This is a genomic window from Paenibacillus sp. AD87, assembly GCF_001659845.1.
Taxonomy (GTDB): Bacteria; Bacillota; Bacilli; order Paenibacillales; family Paenibacillaceae; genus Paenibacillus; species Paenibacillus marchantiae.
Map to the genome: position 1 here is coordinate 273,788 of NZ_LXQN01000007.1, position 26,031 is coordinate 299,818.

The following is a 26,031-nucleotide window of genomic DNA, read 5'->3' on the forward strand; positions in this document are numbered from 1 at the left end:
GTTCTCAAACATACAATTTCCTGATCACCCGTTTACGTCTCGGTGAAAAGGCTATACTACCAAGTATTAGCATGATCTCGTATGAGAATAGGGATAGAACAGGAGGATGTTGAGACATGGAATTTGGTATGGTCATAATGATGATTCAGTTATTTTTTGGTGTGGTGATCGGTTTGTATTTCTGGAATTTACTTCGAGGGCAGAAAACGAATCGCGGTGCGGTGGAGCGTGAATCCCGCAAGGAACTGGAGAAGCTGCGGAAGTTGCGCTCCATTTCACTCACCAAGCCCCTGTCAGAGAAGACACGTCCGGCAACCATTAATGACATTGTAGGGCAAAAAGACGGACTTCGCGCCCTTAAAGCCGCGCTATGCAGTGCTAATCCTCAGCATGTCATTATATATGGACCTCCAGGGGTAGGTAAAACAGCTGCTGCAAGGGTGGTTTTGGAAGAAGCCAAAAAGAATCCGTCATCTCCCTTCAAGGCCGATGCCAAATTCACGGAACTTGACGCCACGACGGCGCGTTTTGATGAACGGGGTATTGCTGACCCTTTGATTGGTTCAGTGCATGATCCGATCTATCAGGGAGCAGGAGCGATGGGCGTAGCAGGCATTCCACAGCCGAAACCCGGTGCCGTTACCAAAGCGCATGGAGGGATGCTTTTTATTGATGAGATCGGTGAACTGCATTCCATTCAGATGAATAAACTGCTGAAAGTATTGGAGGACCGCAAGGTGTTTTTGGAAAGTGCGTACTATAACTCGGAAGACACGCATACTCCTGCTTATATCCACGATATTTTTCAAAATGGTCTGCCAGCCGATTTTCGTCTTGTCGGAGCGACGACTCGATCGTCCCATGAACTGCCTCCAGCCTTGCGCTCGCGGTGCATGGAGGTCTATTTCCGTCCATTGCTGCCGGAAGAAATCGGGCAAATTGCGGAAGACGCTGTACAGAAAATCGGGTTCAGTCCATGTCCAGAAGCAGTTGATGTGGTTAAGCGCTATGCAACCAATGGCCGTGAAGCGGTCAATATCATTCAACTCGCTGCTGGGCTGGCCTTGACTGAAAAACGTGAAACGCTGCAGGCGTCGGATGTGGAATGGGTCGCTGGCAGCAGCCAGATTCAGCCCCGGCCAGATCGCAAGGTGCCTTTGCGGCCACAGATCGGTTTTGTGAATGGCTTGGCCGTATATGGACCGAATATGGGCACCATTCTGGAGATCGAAGTATCCGCTGTTCCGGCTCTTCGAGATCAGGGACGAATTAACATTACGGGAGTTGTGGATGAAGAAGAGATTGGAGGCGGTTCGCGTACACTCCGGCGAAAAAGCATGGCTAAAGGCTCGGTTGAAAATGTGATAACCGTATTAAAGGCCATGGGCATTCGTCCTAACGACTATGATTTACACGTCAACTTCCCAGGTGGAACGCCAATTGATGGCCCATCTGCGGGGATTGCTATGGCGACAGCCATTACATCAGCCATCCAGGGGCGTCCGATTGACCATGAGACTGCGATGACTGGCGAGATCAGTATTCATGGCCGGGTAAAACCGATCGGCGGTGTACTCGCCAAAGTGGAGGCTGCATTCCAGGCGGGCGCCAAAACGGTCATTATTCCGGCAGAGAACTGGCAGTCCATCTTTGAAAATCTGGATGGCTTACGAGTTATCCCGGTCGATACCGTTGAAGACGTATTCCGAGAAGTATTTGACTGGGTGCCTAATGAGGAGCAAGCCAAACAAATCAACCTTGCGGAGGAGACAGCGAAACCTGCACCGGAGATTTTCCCGCCGGCATCCGCATCCTATTTACGTGCTGACTTGCCCCGTCCAGGACAGGTTACAGATTCGGGAAGCTGCTAAGCGCTTCCCTTCATTGGTTTTTTATGTGAACATTTGATAGAATAATGAATGACTACAACCTGAGAGCCATTGGAGGTGCGAAAGCGATGGGACCGAGTAAAGCGAAAGGTCGTCGTTTTCCTTTACTGCCTTTAAGAGGACTTCTCGTCTACCCGAGTATGGTACTGCATCTCGATGTGGGCCGGGAGAAATCGGTCAAGGCTTTAGAAAAAGCGATGGTAGAAGAACATTTGATTCTCCTATGTTCCCAAGCCGAAGTAAATATTGAAGAACCAACACAAGAGGACATTTTCAGAATCGGAACCGTTGCCAAGGTCAGACAGATGCTGAAGCTTCCAAACGGGACGATTCGTGTACTTGTGGAAGGCTTGGAACGGGCTGAAATCATTGAATATACGGACAACGAGGAATACTATGAGGTTCTGGCTCAAGAGCTTCCTGAAGAGGAGAACAGTCATCCAGAAACGGATGCGCTGATGCGTACAGTTCTGAACCAGTTCGAAAATTATATTAATCTGTCCAAAAAGGTTACACCTGAGACACTTGCGGCTGTGTCTGATATTGAAGAACCAGGTCGCTTGGCCGATGTCATCACCAGTCACCTGTCTTTGAAGATCAAGGACAAACAGGAGATTTTGGAGACCATTGACGTTCGTGAACGGCTGGAGAAGCTACTGGACATCCTGAACAATGAGCGGGAAGTGCTAGAGCTCGAACGCAAAATCAGCCAGCGCGTGAAGAAACAGATGGAGAAAACCCAGAAAGAGTATTATCTGCGTGAGCAGATGAAGGCGATTCAAAAAGAGCTGGGTGAGAAAGAAGGCCGTGCCGGGGAGGTTGAGGAACTCCGAAATCAGATGGAGGCTCTTGGCTTGCCGGACAAGGTGAAGGAAAAGGTTGAGAAAGAAATTGATCGGCTGGAGAAAATGCCATCAAGTTCTGCCGAAGGTGGCGTTATCCGCAACTATGTGGATTGGCTGCTGGGACTGCCTTGGACGCAGCTGACAGCTGACGATCTGGATATTCAAAAGGCTGAAGATGTGTTAAATGCAGATCACTACGGTTTGGAAAAACCGAAAGAACGCGTGCTTGAATATCTGGCTGTTCAGAAGCTGGTGAAAAAGCTTAAAGGACCGATCCTCTGTCTGGTTGGACCTCCAGGGGTCGGGAAAACGTCGCTTGCCCGCTCTATCGCCAGATCCCTTGGACGCGAATTCGTCAGAATATCGTTGGGTGGCGTGCGAGATGAAGCAGAAATTCGCGGTCATCGCCGCACTTATGTTGGTGCAATGCCAGGCCGCATCATTCAGGGCATGAAGACGGCGGGTTCACTCAATCCGGTGTTCCTGCTGGACGAGATCGACAAAATGGCTTCGGACTTCCGTGGAGACCCTTCCGCAGCGTTGCTTGAAGTACTTGATCCCGAACAGAACAACACATTCAGTGACCACTTTGTAGAGTTGCCGTTTGACTTATCTAACGTTATGTTTATTACAACTGCCAACACAGTGCATAACATTCCACGTCCGCTTCTGGACCGGATGGAGATGCTCAATATTCCGGGGTATACCGAGCTGGAGAAGCTGCAAATTGCCAAAAACTATTTGCTGCCGAAACAGAAACAGGATCATGGTCTGGAAGAAGATCAGCTGAATATCGGGGATGACAGCATGTTGCGTGTCATTCGTGAATATACACGAGAGTCCGGCGTGCGGAATCTGGAACAGCAGATGGCTTCGTTGTGTCGGAAAGCGGCCAAAAACATCGTGTCTGGTGTGGAAGGTCAGATTAACATTACACCAGATGAAGTGAAGGATTACCTTGGTCCGGGTAAATTCCGCTACGGTATGGCCGAACTGGAAGATCAGATTGGTACTGTGACGGGACTGGCGTGGACTGAAGTGGGTGGAGATACCCTCGTGATCGAGGTTACCGTTGTACCTGGTACAGGCAAGCTGACGCTGACAGGTAAACTGGGCGATGTCATGAAGGAATCGGCTCAGGCGGCATTCAGCTACACCCGATCCAAAGCTGCACAGCTTGGCATCCCGTCTGACTTCCACGAGAAGAACGATATCCATATCCACGTTCCGGAAGGAGCCATTCCAAAGGATGGACCATCCGCAGGAATTACAATGGCGACTGCGTTGATCTCTGCTCTAACGAACAAACATGTCTCCAAAGATATTGCCATGACTGGAGAAATAACGCTGCGTGGCCGTGTGTTGCCAATCGGCGGACTTAAGGAAAAATCACTGGCGGCCCACCGCGCCGGTTACAAAAAAATATTATTGCCCAAGGATAACGAACGGGACCTGCGGGATATTCCGGACAGCATCAAAGAAGATGTGGAATTTGTTCCTGTAGCCCATATGGATCAGGTGCTGCAACATGCGCTTGTGGAACAGGCAGGAATACACCTGTAGTCCGTTAAACGAGGGATCGTATGAAGAGTAAACCGTTCTGCGGAAGCTTTGGCGTCCGCTGGAACGGTTTTTTTGGTATGATAGAACAATCCATGGCATAATACCAACAGCAGCTCTAAGTAAGAGCACAGGAGTTAAAGAGAGGACAGATACATTATGAAAGTAAATCAATCCGAATTTATTATCAGTGCCGTTCGGCCTGAACAATACCCCGAGGACGGCCTGCCCGAGATTGCCTTAGCGGGGCGGTCCAATGTAGGGAAATCATCTTTGATCAACCGTTTGATTAATCGTAAAAACTTGGCACGGACGAGTTCTACCCCTGGTAAGACACAGCAACTGAACTATTATAAGATCAATCAGGATCTCTACTTCGTCGATTTCCCGGGATATGGCTACGCTAAAGTTTCCAAAGAGCAACGCTTTGCCTGGGGCAAAATGATGGAGAAGTACTTGTTGGGACGCGAGGAATTGAAGCTTGTCATGCAGATGGTGGACATGAGACATGAACCGTCCAAGGATGACATGATGATGAATGAGTGGCTCCGCCATCATGGCTTGCCTTTGGTAGTGGTTGCGACGAAGATGGACAAGATTCCAAAAACGCGTAGAGCCAAACATATTAAAGTCATCAAGGAAGCTTTGGATCTTCGCCCGGGTGATCTGTTTGTACCGTTTTCATCGGAAGAAGGTTTAGGAAAAGAAGAATTATGGGAGATCATTACCCGCTTTGCCGGAATCGGTCAAGCTTCAGCGGAAGAAGAGCCACAGGCTGAGGAAAATCACGAAAAGAACGAAATTAACGGATAACCGGGAATTACGCCATTTTGATGCAGGAAAGCAAGCAACTGGGGTGGATCTTTAATGGGATCAAGGATTAATCCATATTTTATGGATTTTCGTGAACATTCATTGTTTTATTTTGGGGCGAAATAGCTATACGGTAGTGTATAATGAGTATAGGTGCATTTGTGCCAACAGTACCAAAGTAGCGGCCTTGCCGACCTGAAGAATTTTGAGATCACTGCCACATGTGCAGGAAGACAAAACAATCGGGAAAGAATTGAGGAGATTTTTATGGCTCAGCGATTAGCCACAGAGTATGTTAAAGCCACTTTGAAATTGTCAGAACCCCAGATGCATCAGTTTTTACGCATGACAGAAGATGGCCGGATTCATCAACGAGTGAAGGTGATGGAGAATGGCTGCCAGGAAATTGTGCTCGTAGATGTGAGTGGAGAAGAAGTTCATTTCCCTTTTGACCGTAGGGAAGGGTTTTACATCTGTGAGTTATCTTGCCGCCTGGTAAACCATTATCTGACGAACGTAGTCCGGAAGCTCTTTATGACCTTTAGGGGTGATGGCGTTGTTCATCGCATTTATGAGGAGTTCACCATGACGTATGTTTATACTCAAGGCGTTGTCCGTAAAATTGTGGAGCAGACCGGCGAGAATACCCGTGTCATCTACGAATACAAAAATACGTTGCTTGAATTGCAGCGTGTGTTCCAGGCACGAGATATTGAACGCGAGATAAACCGGTTATACGCCGAGGTTGATTCGTTACTCGATACAAGAATGGATGCTTCTACTTCTGATCAACTCCAGCAGATTGATAAAAAGCTTGCTCGCCACCAGAAACGGCTGTTTGAGCTTGAAGCCTACTGACCTAAAATTGTGAATTATATAAGTAGCTAACTAACCATCCCCTAATGCTCTGATCTGGCACATTCCAGGCAGCTGCGAAAGGGGATTTTTTAATTTTGGGAGCTTGATTGGTCCGTAATCTTTTATATTTTGATCTTCCTTAAGGGGTTGCATTCCCTTTGGATAGATGTTATTTTTAATCTCGTTGAAATGAAAAGAATATAGGAACCAAGTACGCAAAGAAACGTGATTGAATAACGACAGCATGAATAATGTTCACATATCGGGATGGAACGAAGATCATCCCAAACCTGAATAGTCATGGAGCCATCCATGGCTATTTGTTTTATATGGGATTTTCATGAATCTTTATCATTAAAACAAGTATTTAACGCATAACGGTGAAGATTGGTGAGACACTACAATAAATGACAATGCATAAGATGATTTACATGGGGATTTCATAAACATTTCATAAAAATGGCCCGGTCATAGTATGGATGTGTGATATAATTAACCATGTCAATCATAAATGGATGAACATATGTAGAAAACACTTTGATTGGAAATTTATTAGGCAGGTGAACTTGCAATGCACATCGTTGTCGTTGGTTTGAATTATCGCACGGCGCCTGTAGAGGTTAGGGAACGATTCACATTTGCAGAAAAGGACTTGTCTGAAGCGCTGCAGCAGCTCAAGCTGACCAAGAGTGTATTGGAAGGTGTAATCGTAGCCACATGTAACCGTACCGAGTTGTATGTTGTGGTAGACCGTCTTCACATGTGTGGTTATTTTATTCGGACGTTCATGGAACAATGGTTTAATGTTCCGCGGGAAGAATTTACGCAACACTTATATATATATGAAGATGATCAAGCCATGCGTCATTTGTTCCGTGTCATTTGTGGCCTGGACTCGATGGTTATTGGCGAGACTCAGATTCTTGGACAGGTGAAACAGGCTTTTTTCAAAGCACAGGAAGAGAAAGCTACTGGGACCTGGTTTAACATGCTGTTCAAACAGGCTGTTACATTGGGCAAACGGGCACATTCAGAGACTTCGATCGGAGAGAGTGCGGTATCTGTAAGTTATGCTGCTGTAGAACTAGGCAAGCGTATCTTTGGTATGTTCACGGATAAGAAGGTGCTGATTCTGGGTGCCGGCAAAATGAGTGAACTTACAGTAAAACATCTGTATACCAATGGAGCCTCCGAAGTCATTGTGGCGAATCGGACACTTGCGCGAGCTGAGGAATTGGCAGCGAAGTTTCGGGGGACCCCTTGTACGATGGAACAGGCACTAGAGCGACTGAACGAGGTTGATATTGTCATCAGTTCGACGGGGGCCGAAAGATATGTACTGGATGCCACTGTGGTTCGAGAGAGCATGAAGCGTCGTCAATCGCGTCCACTGTTCTTGATTGATATTGCTGTTCCGCGGGATATCGATCCTGCGATCGGCGAGTTATCCAATGTATTCCTTTATGATATTGATGATTTGGAAGGAATCGTGGAGAGCAACCTGGAGATGCGTAAGGTGGAAGCTGCCAAGATCGAGAAAATGATTGAACTTGAGATGGAAGATTATTATCAATGGCTCAAAACCTTGGGCGTTCGTCCTGTCATTCGAGCATTGCAGGAGAAAGGTGCTTCCATTCATGAAGAAACGATGGATAGTCTGTTTAATAAATTGCCTGAACTGGATGAACATCAGCGTAAAGTTATCCGCCGTCTGACGAAAAGCATCGTGAATCAAATGACGACAGATCCGATTAACCGGATTAAGGAAATGGCTGGTACCAAGCATGGTGATGAAGCGCTGCGCATGTTTACTCAGATCTTTGCTCTGGAGGATGCAGTAGAGGTGGCCGCTGAGAAAGTAAATCAGAGCGATGCCACGGCTCTGCGCAAACCGGATGCCGTTCATCTTAACGATTCCCGGCAAGACCCCGTGCCGGCTTATGCTCCGGCAGGCGTATAAGGCGGGTGGGCAGCTTGACCCTAGCTGAACAAATCTATGAAGCTTTAATCTATATGTATGCCCTGAGCCTACTGTTCTATTTCTCGGACTGCATTCGACGCAATGCGGGGGCGAAGCGGACAGGCACAGGGTTTCTTGTTGTTGTATGGGCACTTCAGGTGTTCCATGTCATTTTACGTATGTTAACCGAAGGGCATTTTCCAATCTACACCACGTTTGATTTTTTGTTTATATTTTCATTTAGCATCGTGCTAATGTCTCTAGTGATGACTCGTATCCAACGTTCCGAATTTGTCATTTTGTTGCTGAACGTGGTTGGTTTCTCGGTTACAGTGTTGAACCGGTTGTGGTTTACAGCAGGTGAGATATCTCTGCATAACTGGCAGACAGTGCATGGATTGCTTATTATGCATATCACCTTGGCCAATCTTGGTTTTGCGGCTTTGACGGTGGGTGCTGTATTTGCCATGTTATATCTGTTTTTGCACCGCAAGCTGAAGAATAAGAAATGGAATGATACCGTACGTCGTCTGCCGAGTCTCGAAGTGATCGGCAAATATATGGATGGGGCTACACTGATTGGCACACCTCTCCTTGGTGTTTCTATCATGCTCGCGGTATTGTCCATTGTAGCCGAAACGCGCTGGAGCCTGCTCTTGGATCTCAAGGTTATTGCAACGGGGCTTGCCATAGCGATCTATGTGGGGTACTTCGTCTTTAAGAGAAGAAAACAGTTCTCCACAGTTATTATGGCGAGATGGACGCTGATCGGATACGGCTTTGTCATTATCAGTTTTTTATCCAATGCGTATTCAGCGTTTCATCGTTGGACGGGAGAGTGAAGGGATGGAACGGTACACGCCAATATTTGTAGATATATCAGGGAAATCCTGCTGCGTGGTTGGAGGCGGACGGGTTGCTGAACGTAAAATAAAAGGTTTGCTTCATGCGGAAGCACAAATTAAGGTGATTAGTCCGAAAGTTACGCCAACGTTACAACAATTGCATCATGATTCCCGAATTCAATGGCTGGACCGGTCCTACCGCAATGGAGATTTGCGGGGGGCCTTTCTCGTATATGCAGCAACGGACCATAGTGAAGTAAACACAGCTGTTGTCCAAGAAGCTGAAGATGCGGGTATACTGGTTAATGACGCCATATCTTCTGAGCGAAGTACCTTTATTACACCAAGTGTGGTCAGGCGTGGAAGACTGAGCATTGCGATATCGACCGCTGGAGCAGGGCCTGTGGCCGCAGCGGAAATTCGTGACACATTGGAACAGCAATTCGGAGATGAGTACGAGACATATATTGAATTTTTGTATCAGATGAGGATGGAAGTAAAGGCACGTGTATCTTCACCAGGTGTCAGAGCTAAATTACTCCGTCGTTTAACCGAAATGAATGTACTGGAAAAGATCCGTGCAGGTCAGTTTAAGTGGTGGACCGAAGAACAAATTGGGGACTGGATATCCCATAATCAGGAGGACATGTAGACATGCGGATAATTAAAGTGGGAAGCAGACAAAGCGCACTTGCTTTGACCCAGACAGGCCATGTAATTCAAGATTTACGTGATATTTGTGAACGGGAAGGATTAGCTTTTGATTTTGAAGTACATAAAATTGTTACAAAAGGAGATTTAATTCTCGATGTAACCCTGTCCAAAGTCGGAGGCAAAGGACTGTTTGTCAAAGAGATTGAACAGGCGATGATGGATCGTACGATTGATATGGCTGTTCATAGCATGAAGGATATGCCTTCCGAGTTGCCCGAAGGGTTGACGAACGGTGCTGTTCCGCGCCGTGCGGATCCTCGTGATGCACTAATTTCGAATGGTGGACTCACATTGGATCAATTGCCAGAAGGTGCAAGAGTGGGGACGAGCAGTCTGCGTCGATCCAGTCAATTGAAAGCATACCGTCCAGACTTGCAACTCGAATCGCTTCGTGGCAATATCGATTCCCGTCTGCGCAAGCTGGAGACAGAAGGTTTGGACGCCATTATTTTGGCTGCCGCTGGTCTGTATCGAATGGGCTGGCAGGATCGGATTACGGAATATCTATCAGAAGAAGCTTGTCTTCCCGCAGTAGGTCAGGGTGCGCTTGGCATTGAATGCCGTGAAGACGATGCGGAACTGCTCCATCTGTTGCAGTTGTATAACGATCCGGAAACCGCATTTCCTGTGTTGGCTGAACGTCGCTTCCTTAGTGTATTAAATGGGGGCTGTCAGGTTCCGATTGGAGCTCATGCCGTATGGGTGAAACAGCAAGATGCAGATTCCCCGAATGGACAAAACACGTTACAATTAACAGGTATGGTCGGTACGCCGGACGGTGGACTGATTCTTAAAGAAGCGATGACGGGCAAAGATCCGGTTCGTCTTGGGGAAGAAGTGGCTTGGAGATTGATTGAACGGGGAGCAGAGCAGATACTGGCAGAAGTTAGGGGATGAAGACATGGTGGGGAAGGTCTTTTTGGTTGGTGCAGGTCCAGGGGACGCGAAGCTGATTACGGTAAAAGGCTGGGAATCGATCGGTCGAGCGGATGCTGTTGTTTACGATAGGTTGGCTAGTCCAAGATTACTCAAACAAATGAAGCCCGGCGCGGTTAAGATATATGTGGGTAAACGGCCGGATCGACATACGATGAAGCAGGAAGAAATCAACCAGCTGTTGGTTGATCTCGCACTGGAAGGCAAGGTTGTGGTCCGGCTTAAAGGGGGAGACCCCACGATATTCGGACGCGTAGGTGAAGAGGCTGATCTGCTGCGCAAAAACGACGTTCCTTTTGAAATCGTACCTGGTGTAACCTCAGCAATAAGTGTACCTGCTTACGCTGGAATACCTGTGACCCACCGCGACTATGCTTCCTCTATTTCCATCATTACGGGGCATGAGAGTCCGGACAAGCTTGACCGCAGTATTCATTGGGATAAAGTGACGAATGCAACAGGCACACTGGTATTTATGATGGGCGTCTCCAAAATTGGATATATCAGCGAACAGTTGATTCGACACGGACGCCCGGCGCAAACACCAGTGGCATTGATTCGCTGGGGAACAAGAGCAGAGCAGGATACGATTACAGGTACGCTTGAAGATATTGAAGCAAAAGTCATCGCTGCTAATTTTCAACCACCCGCTGTCATTGTTGTTGGTGAGGTGGTGAACCAGCGTGAACAGTTGAAATGGGCGGAAGCACTGCCGCTGTTTGGCAAACGCATTTTGGTGACGCGAGCACGCAGTCAGGCTAGTGAATTGGTCAACCGGATCGAGGAACTTGGCGGTGAACCTTATGAATTTCCGGTAATTGAGACCGTGATGCCATCAGGGGAGTCGGCACAGGAAAGTGTCAAACAGGCCTTTGGTGCGTTAAATACGTTTGACTGGGTATTTTTCACGAGTGTAAACGGGGTGGAATTCTTCTTCCGTCATTTGCAGCAACAGGGGAAAGATATTCGCTCCATTCATCAAGCGAGAATTGCGGCGGTAGGGCCTTCCACTGGAGAAGCTTTGCGTAAGTATGGCATCGTGGCGGAAGTCATCCAAGGACCATTTCAGGCCGAAGGTATGCTTGAAGCTTTTGAAAGTGAACTGAAGGAAGGGCAGAGGGTTCTTTTACCGCATGGAGATCTCGCACGCTCCTGGTTGCCTGAACAGTTGAGGGAGCGGGGACTTCTGGTCACCGAGGCGATTATCTATGACACCATTCTGGCTGGAGAGGATGACGATGAACTGCTGAAGCTGCTTGAAGAGGGCGGCATTCATGCGATGACCTTCACAAGTTCATCCACCGTCACCAATTTCATGAATATTCTGAAACGGATGGGATTGCAGGACCCCGTGCCTTTATTAAAAAATGTTGAGGTTGCGTGTATTGGGCCTGTTACAGCGAAGACGGCAGAAGCAGCAGGCTTGAAGGTCACAATGATGGCCGAAGAAGCAACCATTGAGAGTCTGATTTCTGTGTTGTCTGAGTGGAAACGAAAGCCTGCTACAGAAGCTGTATTTCCCCGTTAAACCTATAAATTGAACCGCAATCGATAGATGAAGCGTGCTGAATTCGTTACGATACCGGCGCGCTTCGCTTTTTGCTCCACATTACTATTCAGGGAGGTTTCACACGTATGAGTTTTCCAATTGTGCGGCATCGCCGTTTACGTCAATCCACAGGTATTCGCAATATGGTGAGAGAGACCCATTTGACTGTGGATGACTTTATCCAACCCATCTATGTTACTTATGGTGAAAATGTAAAATCCGAAATCAAATCCATGCCGGGCGTATTCCGCTTCTCGCTGGATCGTCTGCAGGAAGAAGTGAAGGAGATTGCCGATCTGGGTATTCCGGCTGTGCTCTTATTCGGTATTCCTGAAACCAAAGACAGTGTTGGTTCGTCTGGATTCGCTGAAGATGGTATTGTACAGGAAGCAACGAAGCTGATTAAGTCCTGGTATCCTGAGCTGCTGGTTGTTGCTGATACCTGTCTGTGCGAATTCACCGATCACGGTCATTGTGGTATGGTGCACACCGTGGAAGTGGACGGTCACATTTGCGGAGATGTTCTCAATGACGAATCATTGGAGCTGCTCGTGAAAACAGCGGTATCCCAGGCTAAAGCTGGAGCGGACATCATTGCACCATCCAACATGATGGATGGATTTGTCCAAGCGATTCGTGCCGGACTGGATGAGAATGGCTTCAGTCACATTCCAATCATGTCCTACTCCGTAAAATATGCTTCGGCATTCTATGGTCCATTCCGCGAAGCTGCGGATTCCACGCCACAATTCGGAGATCGAAAGTCGTATCAGATGGACCCGGCAAACGCGCGTGAAGCATTGCGTGAAGCCGAAACCGATGTGCTCGAAGGCGCGGACATGTTGATGGTGAAACCTTCATTGTCCTATCTGGATGTCATGCGTACGATCAAGGACAATTTTGATCTTCCATTGGTTGCTTACAACGTAAGTGGAGAGTATGCCATGGTGAAGGCAGCGGCGATTCAAGGGTGGATTGATGAGAAGAAAGTGGCCATGGAAATTCTGCTGAGTATGAAACGTGCGGGGGCAGATATGATTATTACGTACTACGGAAAAGACGCTTCACGCTGGTTGGCCGAGAAATAAATTTATTTTAAGGAGGATGTTCATGACTGCACAACAAGGAACTCGTCGCAATGATGAGCGCTCACGCAGCGCATTTGAAGAAGCCAAGCAGTACATACCTGGGGGTGTGAACAGTCCCGTTCGGGCGTTCAAATCGGTGGGGCTTACCCCGATCTATGCAGAGCGCGGAGAAGGCTCCAAAATCTATGATATTGATGGCAATGTTTTTATTGATTATGTGGGATCCTGGGGTCCGCTTATTATGGGACATGCGCATCCTGACGTTGTGGAAGCTTTGCGTGAGACAGCCCTTAAAGGAACAAGCTTTGGTGCGCCAACACTGCTGGAGACCGAGATGGCTAAACTCGTCTGTGAGCGTGTGCCTTCGATCGATATCGTACGAATGGTGAATTCCGGTACGGAAGCAACCATGAGTGCAATTCGGCTGGCACGTGGTGTAACCGGACGCAGTAAAATTTTGAAGTTTGAAGGATCATATCACGGGCATGCCGATAGCTTGCTGATCAAAGCAGGATCTGGTGTAGCAACACTGGGTCTGCCTGACAGCCCTGGTGTTCCTGAAGGTGTGGCTATGAATACGATTACGGTTCCATACAATGACCTGGAGTCAGTGAAGCTTGCTTTTGAACGTTATGGTGAAGAACTGGCTGCCATCATTGTGGAACCTGTTGCAGGTAATATGGGAGTTGTGCCACCCGTTTCAGGTTTCCTTGAAGGCCTGCGCAATTTGACGTCTCAATACGGCAGTCTGCTCATTTTTGACGAAGTCATGACCGGGTTCCGTGTAGGGTTGAACTGTGCACAGGGACGATATGGCGTTACACCTGACCTGACTTGTCTGGGTAAAGTAATCGGTGGCGGGCTTCCGGTGGGCGCTTATGGCGGCAGACGTGATCTGATGGAACAGATTGCTCCGACCGGACCGATCTATCAGGCAGGTACACTGAGCGGTAATCCACTGGCTATGGCAGCAGGTTATACGACACTCAAATTGTTGACACCGGAGGTCTATGATCGTTTGGAGACACTGTCTGCACGCTTGCAGGCTGGGTTTGAGAAGAATGCAGCAGAGACAGGTGTAGCCATAACGATTAACCGTGTTGGTTCGATGGTATGTCCATTCTTCAGTGCTGTTCCAGTTACGAATTATGATATTGCCAAAGAAAGCAATCTGGATCAATTCCGTCGTTACTTTGCGGCGATGATTGATCAGGGTGTGAGTGTTGCACCTTCCCAATACGAAGGCATGTTTGTCTCTGGCGTGCATACGGAGCAGGATATTGACGATACAATCGAGGCAAACCGTAAGGCTCTTCAATCATTATGACCATTAAAAGTTGGAAACGTCGTGGGGAATGGCTTGAGCTAATGCCAGGCAAAGCGGTGACAGGCAGTTCAGACAGGCAAACGGCTGCAGAGCAATGGCTCTTGTCTGAGCTTCAGTTACCAGAGAAAATGTTGCGTCAGCTAAAGACGAACCAAGGCATACAACTCGCAGGGGACCGGCTTCGGCTGGCCCTTTTTGCGTCTCAGCCGATCGATGTTGAACCGCGTTGGGCGAATATCGATGTTCTGTATGAGGATGACTTCTGTCTGGTCGTGCATAAACCGGCCGGAATGAAGCTTCATCCCGATGGGAGCCGGGCGGATCAAGCGATTACGCTGGATCATGCGGTTGCGTCTTATTACGAAATGAATGGGATTCAGGCGAATGTACGCCATGTTCACCGTCTGGACGAGGACACAACTGGACCTGTTTTATATGCCAAAAATGCTTTTGCCCTCGCCAAACTAGATGAAGCGATGCGCCGTAAAGACATTGGACGCCATTACGTCGCCATTGCAGGCGGTCAGATATCCACGGAGCTGAATAGGATTGATGCTCCGATTGGGAAGGACAGGCATCACAAGCAACGCAGGCGTGTCTCTGAAGGTGGGCAGGACGCTGTAACTCACGTGGAGATCGTGGAGGTATGGGATAGGGCGACCCTTGTCCGGCTGACACTGGATACAGGGCGCACACACCAGATTCGCGTGCATTTAAGTTATGCGGGGCATCCCCTCATCGGAGATGAGTTATATGAAGGCAGAAGGGATTCTATTGGTCGACAAGCGCTTCATGGTGAGACACTGAGTTTTGCTCATCCACTGACAGGTGCACGAATTGAAGTGGCAGACCCTTGGCCGCAGGATTTCGAACAACTGGTACAACGGGAAGGCAAGGACCAATAAACTGGGAAGGTTTGCACAAAAGGTGGCATGCTCATCTCATTCAAGGCATATAGATGGGGTAACGAAGGATTTGGACCATGGATCAGTCCCATGAGAAGGATCATGGTGAACATATGCCGAAAGGAGGACGCCACCTTTGTTGAATCAACCTTATGGTTTACGGTTCGATATTTATGAGCGCGTTCATTTGTCAGAGGGAGTTCCTGCAATTGAGGAACTGGAGGAAATTGAGTTATATCCCCGCATTCAGGTGATAGGTCAGGATGATCATGCAACATTGCGGGGCCATCTTTTGCTAACAGGTGCGTATCGGGGAGAGAACGAGATCTCGGAAGAACTCAAACATTTTATTCCGGTGGAGATCACGGTACCCCTGAACCGGGTAAGATCGCTTGAGGATATTTCCATTGAGATCGAAAATTTTGATGTCGATTTGTTATCCAACCGAAGTCTGAACATTACTGGCGTATTGTCGCTTCGCGGTATCGAGGGCTTTCCGGTGGAGGAACCGCAGGTCTGGTCAGCAGATGAGTTTACCGTTGTACATTCGCCCGACCCTCAGCAGGGCGACCGTTCTGCTGAAACAGAGCAGACAGGCAGCTATCCCAATGTGTTTGCTCAGGAGTATCTGCTTCAACGGAGCGAAGAGGAGTTACAGCAGGAACATCTATTTCAAGCTGCTTCCGAACCGTTTCAATCCTGGCAGCAAGGGGATGGGAACGCGGAGCAAAGCAAAATAGCTGAAAACGAAGAGTCCTCGTCCTTGAGGGACAAGGAGGATGAAGCGCAAGCGGATGTGTTGTCCGATACGCCTTCTCCCGTTTCGTCTTTTTTAGCGGAGACAGCCGACAGGTTGGCTTCTTACCCTGAATCTGAGCCTTTGCTTCCTCTGGCTGAAGAGTCGTCTGTCTGGTCCGAGCCTTCCGTCGAGACCTTACATACGAACCTAAGGAATTCGGAGCAGACCGATTCCAAACTGGATCTGCAGCCTTCGGATGAACAGGCAGCGCCGGACGTATGGCATTTTGAATCTGCCCGATCTGAACCAAAGCAGGAGGATCAGACAGTTGCAGATGTTCCGGCAGGTTCGCAGTCAGAGAACTGGCAGGATGTCTTCGCAGCATCTGAACCGGAAATTTCGGAGGAAAACACACCTCCTCTTGAAGCGGTGGAGACGAATGAGCCCGCTGAAAAAGAATCTTTTATCCCTGAACCTGTGGCTGAGACGGAAGACAAGCCGGAGCTTAAGGTTGCTTTTGGCAGCAAGAGAGAATCTGCACCCAAGCAGGAAGAGGGCGTAGGCATCTCCTCCTTGTTATCCTCTGGCAGGGTGACACGGGAGGCGGAGGCTGAACGGGAGCAAGAGGCACTTGCTGGAGTCCAGCAGCAAGAAGCATACCCGCCTGATGATGTAGAGTGGAAGAACCTGTTTCTCGGCACCATTGTCGATCAGACCCCGTTCCGTAAGGTGAAGTTATGCATTGTACAGCGTGAAGAGACGCTCGATACCATTGCAGACCGATATCAGTTAAGTACCCGAGAGCTCCAGTTGTATAATCGTTTGTCCGAACAGGTTGTGGAAGAAGGACAGATTCTATATATCCCTTAACCTGTAGGCTGGTTTAATGACCATTTCGACCCGTGATCCCTTGAGGATGGCGGGTTTTTGCTTTGTCAGCCCTCAACCTGCATTGCAGCGCGCTTTTTCCGCTGTTGTCAGGTTGACTATCGGGCACGGGCAGGGTATGATGTGTTTAGGTTTTTTGAAGAACAACGTGGATCGGGAGTAGTAGACAGTATGACCTTTCAGAGAGCGGGATTGTAGCGCTGGGAAATTCCGTAGGAACCAACTGATCGAAGTCGCCCGGGAGTTGCCTGTTTGAATACAAGGGATGAGTAACTTTAGTATCATTCATTCCTAAGGTAGGATGGGCCGGTCGCAGCCGTTATCTGCTTGAAGTGTCACGTAAGTTCAGAAGGGGTAGTCTACCTTTCTATCTGCGTGAAACAAAGGTGGTACCGCGAAAGCTAACCTTTCGTCCTTTGATGGATGAAAGGTTTTTTTGTTTTTTGGCGATGATGAATAAGTAACGGAGGAATGACACATGTCTGAACAAAAAAATTCAGCTGCAACAGAAATGCCAACCACATATGATCCGAAAGCTGCGGAACAAAAATGGTATTCCACTTGGATGGAAAATGGATATTTCAAGGCAGGCCAGCGTAAAGATGCTGAACCTTATACGATTGTAATTCCACCCCCGAACGTAACCGGAATGCTCCATATCGGGCATGCGCTCGATTTCACACTGCAGGACATTCTGATTCGTACCAAGCGGATGCAGGGCTATGATGCATTGTGGCTGCCGGGTTCTGACCATGCAGGTATTGCTACCCAAACCAAAGTAGAACAGAAATTGCGTGAAGAAGGCCAGACTCGTTATGATCTGGGACGCGAAAAGTTCTTGGAGAAGGTATGGGACTGGAAAGAGCAATACGCAACAACCATTCGCCAGCAATGGGGCAAAATGGGCTTGTCGCTCGATTACTCACGTGAACGTTTTACACTGGACGAAGGTCTATCCCAGGCTGTACGTAAAGTGTTTGTTCAACTGTATGAAAAAGGCCTCATTTATCGAGGCAAACGAATTATTAACTGGGACCCGGTGAACCGAACTGCACTGTCCGACATCGAGGTTGAATATAAAGAAGTTCAGGGTCACTTGTACCATCTGCGTTATCCGCTCAAAGACGGAAGTGGTTATGTCACAGTAGCGACAACTCGCCCGGAAACGATGCTGGGAGACACGGCAGTTGCTGTTCATCCGAAGGATGAACGTTACGCAGACATGATTGGCAAGGTGCTTGTTCTGCCTATTATCGGACGCGAAATTCCGGTTATTGCAGATGAGTACGTAGATAAAGATTTCGGAAGCGGCGCCGTGAAAATAACGCCTGCTCATGATCCGAATGACTTCGAAGTGGGCCTTCGTCATGATCTGCCACAGATTACGGTGATGGATGAGACGGGTACGATGAATGCCGAAGCAGGCAAATATCAGGGACTGGATCGCAGCGACTGCCGTAAGCAGATTGTTGCAGACCTGCAAGAACAGGGTGTATTGATCAACATTGAGGATCATACGCATCAGGTTGGACACAGCGAACGGACAGGAGCTGTTGTTGAGCCGTATTTGTCGACACAGTGGTTTGTTGAGATGAAGCCACTCGCGGAGAAAGCGATTGAGAAGCAACAAAGCGGTGAAGGGGTTCATTTTGTTCCGGATCGTTTTGAGAAAACGTATCTGAACTGGATCGAAAATGTTCGTGACTGGTGTATCTCTCGTCAATTGTGGTGGGGTCATCGTATTCCTGCCTGGTATGACGAGGAGACTGGAGAAATTATTGTATCTGCTGAAGATCCGACAACATTGCCAGAATACGCTGGACGCAAGCTGAGACAGGATGAAGACGTTCTGGATACATGGTTCAGTTCCGCATTATGGCCGTTCTCTACATTAGGCTGGCCGGAAGACACGGAAGATCTGAAACGTTATTACCCGACAAGTGTACTCGTAACAGGGTATGACATTATTTATTTCTGGGTGGCGCGCATGATCTTTACCGCTCTGGAGTTCACGGAAGAGGTTCCGTTCAAGGATGTGTTGATGCACGGTCTTGTTCGTGATGCTGACGGACGCAAGATGTCCAAATCGCTAGGCAACGGTGTTGATCCGTTAGATGTGATTGAGAAATATGGTGCGGATGCAATGCGTTACATGATCTCTACAAGTAGTACTCCGGGTCAGGATCTCCGTTTCCGCTGGGAGCGGGTTGAACAGGCTCGTAACTTTGCCAATAAAATCTGGAATGCATCGCGCTTCGCTCTGATGAATCTGGAAGGGTTCACCTATGAAGATCGTGATATTAGTGGAGACCTTGGAACAGCGGATTACTGGATTTTGCACCGCCTGAACGAAACTTCTCGTGATATTACGCGTCTAATCGAAGCATATGAATTTGGAGAAACAGGCCGTTTGCTGTATAACTTTATTTGGGATGACCTGTGTGACTGGTATATTGAATTTGCGAAGTTGTCCTTCTATGGAGAAGATCCGGTTGCCAAGAAGAAAACACAATCGGTGCTTGCTTATGTGCTGGATCAGACTATGCGCCTGATTCATCCGTTCATGCCGTACATTTCGGAAGAGATCTGGCAGCATCTGCCGCATGAAGGCGAAACGATTACATTAGCTTCCTGGCCTGTGTATGACCCTGCACTGGAGAACCCTGAGGCGGTTGCCGAGATGAACCTGCTTATGGATACCATTCGTGCAGTACGAAACATCCGTGCAGAAGTAAACGTACCAATGAGCAAGAAAATTGAATTGATGGTGAAAGCGAACAACGCAGAGACATCCAGCATCATTGAACGCAACAGCCATTACATCAAACGTTTCTGTAATACGTCCGAGTTCGACAGCGGCTTGGATCTGAGCTCACCGGATAAAGCAATGACTGCAGTCATTACTGGGGCTGAGCTGTATTTGCCGCTGGCGGGTCTTATTGATATTGATCAGGAAGTGGCTCGTCTGGAGAAAGAGTTGCAGAACCTTGAGGGCGAAGTACTCCGTGTGGAGAAAAAGCTGGCGAACGAAGGCTTTGTTGCCAAGGCTCCTGCCAAGGTTATTGAGGAAGAGCGCGCCAAGCAAGCGGATTATTCCGATAAACGGGATAAGGTGATTGCACGAATCAAGGAACTGAAAGGTTAATATATTCGGGTCGGATGGAGAGCTTCTGCGCCATCCGGCCGCTTTTTTCAACCAAACTCAAACCAAAGGTGAATCATATGACGGAACTTAACGGGACAGAAATAGCATCTCCTTTACTTACCTATGACGAGGCCGTGAGCTGGATCAATGGCCTTATTCCTTTTGGCATCCGACCTGGATTGGAACGAATCGAGGGATTGATGTCATTGCTGGGTAATCCTCACCAGCGTCTCAAATTTATTCATGTCGCGGGAACGAACGGCAAAGGTTCGACTTGCGCTTTTTTGACGTCAGTACTTCTTCAGGCGGGATATGATGTTGGAACGTTTACGTCCCCTTATATCACCAAATTCACAAACCGTTTTCAGTACAACGGTGAGGATATCCCGGAAGAAACATTGCTCAAACTCTCAAACCGCCTGTATCCATTGGTTCAAGAGATGGCTTCAACTCCCCTTGGATCACCTACGATGTTTGAGGTATCTACAGCAATCGCCCTTCTGTATTATGCGGAAGAGTGCTACCCTGACATTGTGGTATGGGAGACAGGGCTCGGGGGAAGGATGGACGTAACGAATATTGTTACACCCGTGGTATCGGTCATTACCAATATCGGTATGGACCATACGGATGTACTGGGAGATACGATTGAGGCGATTGCTGGAGAGAAGGCAGGTATTATTAAGGCGGGGGTACCCGTTGTTACCTGTGCCACGCAGCCAGAGGCTGTGAAGGTGATCCAGGAGACGGCAGAGCGGCTGCGTTCAACCGTGTATCTGGCGGGAGATCGTTTCTCCTATCATAGACTGGACAGTGATGAGAACGGACAATCTTTTCATTTTACAGGACCGTTCCGTGATCTGGACGCTCGTATTCGTATGCAGGGCGTACATCAATGCGACAATGCAGCGGGTGCACTTATGGTACTGGAGTTGCTTCGCCAATACATGGCATTTATGCTGGATGATGAAGATATTGCACTTGGACTGGAACATGCCTTCTGGGCAGGACGGTTCGAGAAAGTGGTTGATCAGCCCCGCATTGTACTGGATGGAGCGCATAATCCAGAGGGGGCCGAATCGCTGGCCAAGAGCATTATCGACGTATATCCTCACAACAAGTTAATTTTGATGATGGGCATGCTGGCGAATAAGCATCACGAAGCGTATTTGCAGCATATACTGCCACTAGTGGATACGCTGATCCTGACCGAGCCAGATTTCCGACGCAAAATGGATGCAGCCGAATTGCTGCAGATCGTCGAACGGGTACGTCCCGCCATTGCGAAACCGGAGCTGGAAATCATCGTCGAGCCCGAATGGGCAAAGGCACTTGATCTATTGAAGTCACGGACGGAAGCGGAAGATCTGGGGGTGGTGTCCGGCACATTGTACCTGATTGCAGATGTGCGGGCAGCCCTTTTGCATCAAACCGATTCTGAAAAAGGTTGGTGAAAGTTTTGTTAAATACATCGGAACACGTTCATTTTATAGGGATTGGCGGATATGGCATGAGTGCCATCGCGAGAGTTATGCTTGAGATGGGATACACCGTTACCGGATCGGATGTCGCTTCACAGGAGTTGACCGAGAAGCTGGCAGCCAAGGGAGCGAAAATATATATCGGACATACGGCAGAGCATGTAAACGGGGCAGACCTGGTTGTCTACTCCACGGCAGCTCCAGCTGATAATGTGGAACGGGTGGCAGCTGAAAAGCTGAACATCCCGATTCTGCATCGCGCCCAGATGCTCGCACGTTTGCTGAACGAGCGCAAAGGTGTGGCTGTAGCCGGGGCTCATGGCAAAACAACTACGTCATCCATGATTGCACTCGTTATGGATAAATGTGATACAGACCCGACATACATCATTGGCGGGGAAATCATGAACGTGGGGACCAACGCCAAGGCAGGCCAAGGCGACTGGGTTGTTGCAGAGGCGGACGAGAGCGACGGTTCATTTTTGCAGTATCATCCTTGGCTCGGTATTGTGACTAATATTGAAGCGGATCACCTTGAGAACTACAACAGTGATTTTGAAGAACTCAAAAAGGCTTATGTGCAGTTCCTGAGTCAGATTCGTCCAGAAGGCACGGCCATTGTATGTGCTGACGACGAGAATGTTCAAGCCATTTTACCGGAGCTGAAATCACGGGTGACCACATACGGCATTGATTATGCTGCTGATTATACAGCAACAGATATCGTGCTTGGCGACCGCCGAATTTCCTTTACGATGAGCCATCAGGGCAATGTGTTGGGTAAGGTGGAGTTGTCAGTTCCAGGTAAACATAACGTTTATAATGCGATGGCTACGGTTATTACCTGTCTGGAAGCAGGTATTCCATTTGAGAAAATTACAGCCGCCATTATCCAGTTCCATGGAGCGAAACGCAGATTCCAGGTGCTGGGTGAGGCGCGTGATATGCTGATTATTGATGATTATGCTCATCACCCGACCGAGATTGAGGCTACAATCAGTGCGGCCAAAGCAACAGGGAAACGTATCATTGCGGTATTCCAGCCACAGCGTTACACACGTACGTTCTTCCTGCTTGATGCGTTCAGTCGTGCCTTTGCAGAAGCAGATGAGGTTCTCATTACCGATATCTATTCCCCTGCGGGCGAAAAACAGATTGAAGGTGTTCACTCGGCTAGGCTGGTTGAACTCATTGTTCAAAACAGTAATGCTTCTGCGCGTTATCTTCCGACAAAGGAAGAAGTTGTTGCAGATCTGCAGAACCGTCTTCAGCCAGGCGATCTTGTGCTCACGATGGGTGCAGGTGATATCTGGAAAGTTGGCGATACACTTGCCAAAGGGTTGAAATAATTACAATCGTAAAACCGTCTGACTTCATTTCGAAGCAGGCGGTTTTTTTGCATGAAATGGAATGTTTCTAATTCTCTCCGCATATAGCTGTTATAAATGGGACAAAGGAGAGGGTACGGGGTGAGCAATGCTAGAATGACGTTTCGCTTTGGGGATAACGAGTCGGACAAGCCTGAAAACAAGGGGATACCCACATCCAGCACATTTGCAGCTTTGAGTGAAGAAATTCCGCACAGTCCAACGCCAACACCAACGCGGTTGAATTCAACGCCTTCATGGACACCAGAGGATATTCCCGGTGACTGGGGAGAGACGATACTGACAGGCTCCACTGTACCTGAACCTTACCAAAGAACGGACAAGGATTCGAAACTTGGTGAGCCTGGATACAATTATAATCATCTTACTGCGTATCCGGGAGATGAGGACGATAACAGATCGGACGAGAATTATGGAGGTCATGATTGGCTTGCAGATAGTGAAAACTACTCTTATAAGCGAAATCGTCCCCCAAGGGGCTGGAAAATGATTGGTTCAGTAACGGGTGCGCTTGTGACCGGGGCCCTCTTCGGCATGGTTATTCTTTCTTTTTTTAACCGTGAAGGGGCCGTAGATCCTGGCAGCAAGATCCCCGCCAATCAGGCGGTATCTGCCGTAACAGGTCAGCAGGGAGTGGCAGGTTCGGAACAGCAGCTCCAGGCAACAACTACAGGCGGCAGCTATTATGCCCTGCAATATGGTGTATTCAGTTCTCCTGAACGCGCTGAACAGGCGAAGGTGGAACTGTCCCAGGCAGGCATTGCCGCAGGCTCCGACCCGGAGGATGGTAATCGGGTGTATGCTGGCATTTCGGCTGACCGTGAGGAGGCCAAGCTGCTCAGCTCAAGGCTTAAGGACGAAGGAGTGGAGCTGTACGTCAAGGAAATCGTCAACCCAGAAGTGAACCCGGCAGTATTTGGCGGAAAAGCAGAGGATGTGCAGCAATTCTTCGCAAGTGGATCTGCTTTGGTTGAACAACTGTCTACCCTCTCGATCCAGCAACTTGGTCAGTCTGTTCCAGAAGCCGTCTCAACCGAAACGATGACCTCATTACAGAACCAGCATCAGCTCTGGCTGACCGGTTTGAATAGTATTGCACCAGGCCTGAGTGCAGACGTGCAACCCTATGTATCGGCGATGGAAAAATCGATGGCCAGTGCGGTAACAGCAATTGCCGAATACAACAAAAATCCGGCTAATGTGCATATGTGGTCTGTACAGTCCGATCTGATGGAATATGTATTACAACAAAAAAAATGGCTTGAAGCGATAAAACAGTAATCACCGCTTTCCCATAACACAGCCTTGAAATACCTATCCGGCAAGGAACTGGAAATAGTTCCCCTTGCCGGATTTGTGTTTGTATTGACGTACAAAACCCCGTATAATAATGTGGGTGTCAAAAAATGGCGAGGGAAGATCACCGATGAAAAAAAACTTCGGCATGTTATTGCTGTTTCTGCTGCTCGGCTGGCTAGCCGGTGCGTGGATCGCCAAGGCACTGCAGCCTGTAAAGGCCGTTGCCTTTCTAACGAAAGCCACGACCATTCGTTGGTCGCCGCAGGCTGATCTGGATATTATCAGTTATGATATTTCACTTCAATTTCAAATGAGCCTCCTGAGTCTGATCGGTATTATTGCTGCTGTATGGCTGTATCGCAGGTTATAGGAGAATGACGAATTTTGACGAAGAAACTAAAAAAAATGATATCTACTAGCGTGATCCGACAGGATGTCGCCGTAGCTTAAGGGGCCGGTTATTTTGGATAAAACACAACAGCGTCGTATTATTCTGGCTTCCACTTCGCCGCGGCGTAAAGAACTGATCGCATCACTCCATCTAGCTTTTGAAGTAATACCAAGTCACGCCGATGAAGATACACCGCCGGAATGGACTCCTGAACAGACGGTACAGGAGCTTGCGATGCGTAAGGCGCTTGCCGTTTATCGCGGGCTGGAAGGTCGCGAACAGGATGCTGTTATTGTTGGTAGTGACACTGTTGTCGTTCTGGATGGTGATATTCTTGGTAAACCCGTAGACGAAGCGGACGCTGAACGAATGTTATCTCGTCTACAGGGGCGTGTACACCGTGTTTTCACGGGAGTAGCTTGTATCGATGCAAGTAATGGACAATCCATGGTTCAATATCGACAGACTAATGTTACGATGAAGGAACTGTCTGAAGCTACGATTCGTGCGTATGTTCAGACTGGAGAGCCTTCGGACAAGGCGGGATCATATGCCATTCAGGGCATTGGTGCTTCATTGATAGAACGTGTTGAAGGATGTTATTTCAATGTGGTGGGCCTACCGTTGTCCTTGCTAAGCGACATGCTGGATGGATTCGGCGTACATGTATTGCCACGTACATGAAATTCCGCAATTGACGATCTGAAAAGAGGGAACATATGGAGTCGCCTCAATATATGATGCGCGACATCCCCCAGGAAGAACGCCCGAGAGAACGCATGATGGAATATGGGGCGGGCGCCTTAAGCCATGCTGAATTGCTGGCGATCTTACTTCGAACAGGTACAAGACAGGAATCCGCAGTGCATATGGCACAGCGGATTCTGACTGAAGCGGGTGGAATTCGCTCGTTGATGGATTTGAGCCTGGAAGAACTGACTGCGATGAAGGGTATCGGCATGGCCAAGGCTGTACAGCTGAAAGCTAGCATTGAGCTTGGTCATCGAATTGCGAAGAGCAGACTTACACAGTCAACTTCAATTCGTACCCCACGTGATGCGGCCGATATCCTTACCGAACAATTGCGTTACTTGCAGAAAGAACACTTTGTGTGTCTTTTCCTGAATAGCAAAAACCACATTATTGCCCAGGAAACACTCTCCATGGGTAGCCTTAACGCTTCGATTGTTCATCCGCGTGAAGTGTTCCGGGCTGCCATCAAATGCAGCAGCGCCTCTATTGTGTGCGCACACAACCATCCCAGTGGTGATCCTACGCCTAGTCCAGAGGACATCCAAATAACCAAAAGACTGATCGAAGCCGGCGAAATTGTAGGCATAGACGTGCTGGATCACATTATTATCGGAGATGGAACGTACGTAAGTTTGAAGGAGAAGGGCTTAGTATAATA

At 48.4% G+C, this 26,031-nt stretch carries 20 protein-coding genes and 1 other annotated feature; all 20 genes read left to right on the top strand.

What is annotated here, in order from left to right; translation table 11 throughout:
* Positions 1–116 precede the first annotated feature (116 nt).
* The 20 genes from lonB (at position 117) to radC (ending at position 26,029) form a co-directional block, all read left to right on the top strand.
* Positions 117–1,871 carry an ATP-dependent protease LonB gene (lonB, locus tag gpAD87_RS01340; RefSeq protein ID WP_064635811.1) on the top strand — a complete coding sequence of 585 codons (1,755 nt, stop codon included), beginning with the start codon at positions 117–119 and terminating at the stop codon, positions 1,869–1,871.
* A gap of 86 nt (positions 1,872–1,957) precedes the next feature.
* Positions 1,958–4,297, top strand: coding sequence for an endopeptidase La (gene lon, locus gpAD87_RS01345; protein ID WP_064635812.1), 2,340 nt, complete (start codon positions 1,958–1,960; stop codon positions 4,295–4,297).
* 156 nt (positions 4,298–4,453) lie between these two features.
* Positions 4,454–5,107 (top strand): ribosome biogenesis GTP-binding protein YihA/YsxC, encoded by a 654-nt coding sequence (gene yihA / locus gpAD87_RS01350; RefSeq protein ID WP_064635813.1) that lies wholly within the window; start codon positions 4,454–4,456, stop codon positions 5,105–5,107.
* Between the two features lie 267 nt (positions 5,108–5,374).
* Complete coding sequence (locus tag gpAD87_RS01355) at positions 5,375–5,965, top strand: hypothetical protein (protein ID WP_064635814.1); 591 nt, start codon at positions 5,375–5,377, stop codon at positions 5,963–5,965.
* A 571-nt stretch (positions 5,966–6,536) separates the two neighbouring features.
* The gene (gene hemA / locus gpAD87_RS01365) at positions 6,537–7,925 is read left to right on the top strand and encodes a glutamyl-tRNA reductase (RefSeq protein ID WP_064635816.1); all 1,389 of its coding nucleotides are present in this window, start codon (positions 6,537–6,539) and stop codon (positions 7,923–7,925) included.
* 14 nt (positions 7,926–7,939) lie between these two features.
* The gene (gene ccsA / locus gpAD87_RS01370; protein WP_371121670.1) at positions 7,940–8,767 is read left to right on the top strand and encodes a cytochrome c biogenesis protein CcsA; all 828 of its coding nucleotides are present in this window, start codon (positions 7,940–7,942) and stop codon (positions 8,765–8,767) included.
* Positions 8,730–9,422, top strand: coding sequence for a precorrin-2 dehydrogenase/sirohydrochlorin ferrochelatase family protein (locus tag gpAD87_RS01375; protein WP_231952404.1), 693 nt, complete (start codon positions 8,730–8,732; stop codon positions 9,420–9,422). Before ccsA ends, gpAD87_RS01375 begins: the two co-directional genes overlap by 38 nt.
* 2 nt (positions 9,423–9,424) lie before the next feature.
* Positions 9,425–10,381: a hydroxymethylbilane synthase gene (hemC, locus tag gpAD87_RS01380; protein ID WP_064635818.1), complete on the top strand. Its 957-nt coding sequence runs from the start codon at positions 9,425–9,427 to the stop codon at positions 10,379–10,381.
* Positions 10,382–10,385: 4 nt separating this feature from the next.
* Positions 10,386–11,948, top strand: coding sequence for a uroporphyrinogen-III C-methyltransferase (cobA, locus tag gpAD87_RS01385; protein ID WP_064635819.1), 1,563 nt, complete (start codon positions 10,386–10,388; stop codon positions 11,946–11,948).
* A 107-nt stretch (positions 11,949–12,055) separates the two neighbouring features.
* Positions 12,056–13,057 carry a porphobilinogen synthase gene (hemB, locus tag gpAD87_RS01390; RefSeq protein ID WP_063566723.1) on the top strand — a complete coding sequence of 334 codons (1,002 nt, stop codon included), beginning with the start codon at positions 12,056–12,058 and terminating at the stop codon, positions 13,055–13,057.
* A gap of 22 nt (positions 13,058–13,079) precedes the next feature.
* On the top strand, positions 13,080–14,384 hold the full coding sequence (gene hemL, locus gpAD87_RS01395; RefSeq protein ID WP_064635820.1) for a glutamate-1-semialdehyde 2,1-aminomutase: 1,305 nt from the start codon (positions 13,080–13,082) through the stop codon (positions 14,382–14,384).
* Entirely contained in the window at positions 14,381–15,289 is a 909-nt protein-coding gene (locus gpAD87_RS01400) for an RluA family pseudouridine synthase (protein WP_064635821.1), read from the top strand. The genes hemL and gpAD87_RS01400 overlap by 4 nt, the downstream gene beginning before the upstream one ends.
* Before the next feature lie 136 nt (positions 15,290–15,425).
* The gene (locus gpAD87_RS01405) at positions 15,426–16,898 is read left to right on the top strand and encodes a LysM peptidoglycan-binding domain-containing protein (RefSeq protein WP_063566726.1); all 1,473 of its coding nucleotides are present in this window, start codon (positions 15,426–15,428) and stop codon (positions 16,896–16,898) included.
* A 158-nt stretch (positions 16,899–17,056) separates the two neighbouring features.
* Positions 17,057–17,336: a binding site (T-box leader), on the top strand.
* A gap of 58 nt (positions 17,337–17,394) precedes the next feature.
* Positions 17,395–20,061 carry a valine--tRNA ligase gene (locus gpAD87_RS01410; protein ID WP_064635822.1) on the top strand — a complete coding sequence of 889 codons (2,667 nt, stop codon included), beginning with the start codon at positions 17,395–17,397 and terminating at the stop codon, positions 20,059–20,061.
* Positions 20,062–20,138: 77 nt separating this feature from the next.
* Complete coding sequence (locus tag gpAD87_RS01415; RefSeq protein WP_064635823.1) at positions 20,139–21,515, top strand: bifunctional folylpolyglutamate synthase/dihydrofolate synthase; 1,377 nt, start codon at positions 20,139–20,141, stop codon at positions 21,513–21,515.
* 56 nt (positions 21,516–21,571) lie between these two features.
* Entirely contained in the window at positions 21,572–22,891 is a 1,320-nt protein-coding gene (murC, locus tag gpAD87_RS01420) for a UDP-N-acetylmuramate--L-alanine ligase (RefSeq protein WP_063568112.1), read from the top strand.
* Positions 22,892–23,011: 120 nt separating this feature from the next.
* Complete coding sequence (locus gpAD87_RS01425) at positions 23,012–24,211, top strand: SPOR domain-containing protein (protein WP_064635824.1); 1,200 nt, start codon at positions 23,012–23,014, stop codon at positions 24,209–24,211.
* A 145-nt stretch (positions 24,212–24,356) separates the two neighbouring features.
* Complete coding sequence (locus tag gpAD87_RS01430) at positions 24,357–24,599, top strand: DUF4321 domain-containing protein (RefSeq protein ID WP_024633972.1); 243 nt, start codon at positions 24,357–24,359, stop codon at positions 24,597–24,599.
* Positions 24,600–24,692: 93 nt separating this feature from the next.
* On the top strand, positions 24,693–25,304 hold the full coding sequence (locus gpAD87_RS01435; protein ID WP_063568114.1) for a Maf family protein: 612 nt from the start codon (positions 24,693–24,695) through the stop codon (positions 25,302–25,304).
* A 35-nt stretch (positions 25,305–25,339) separates the two neighbouring features.
* A complete protein-coding gene (radC, locus tag gpAD87_RS01440; protein WP_063568115.1) occupies positions 25,340–26,029 on the top strand; it encodes a RadC family protein in 690 nt (229 codons plus the stop codon).
* The last annotated feature ends 2 nt before the right edge of the window (positions 26,030–26,031 follow it).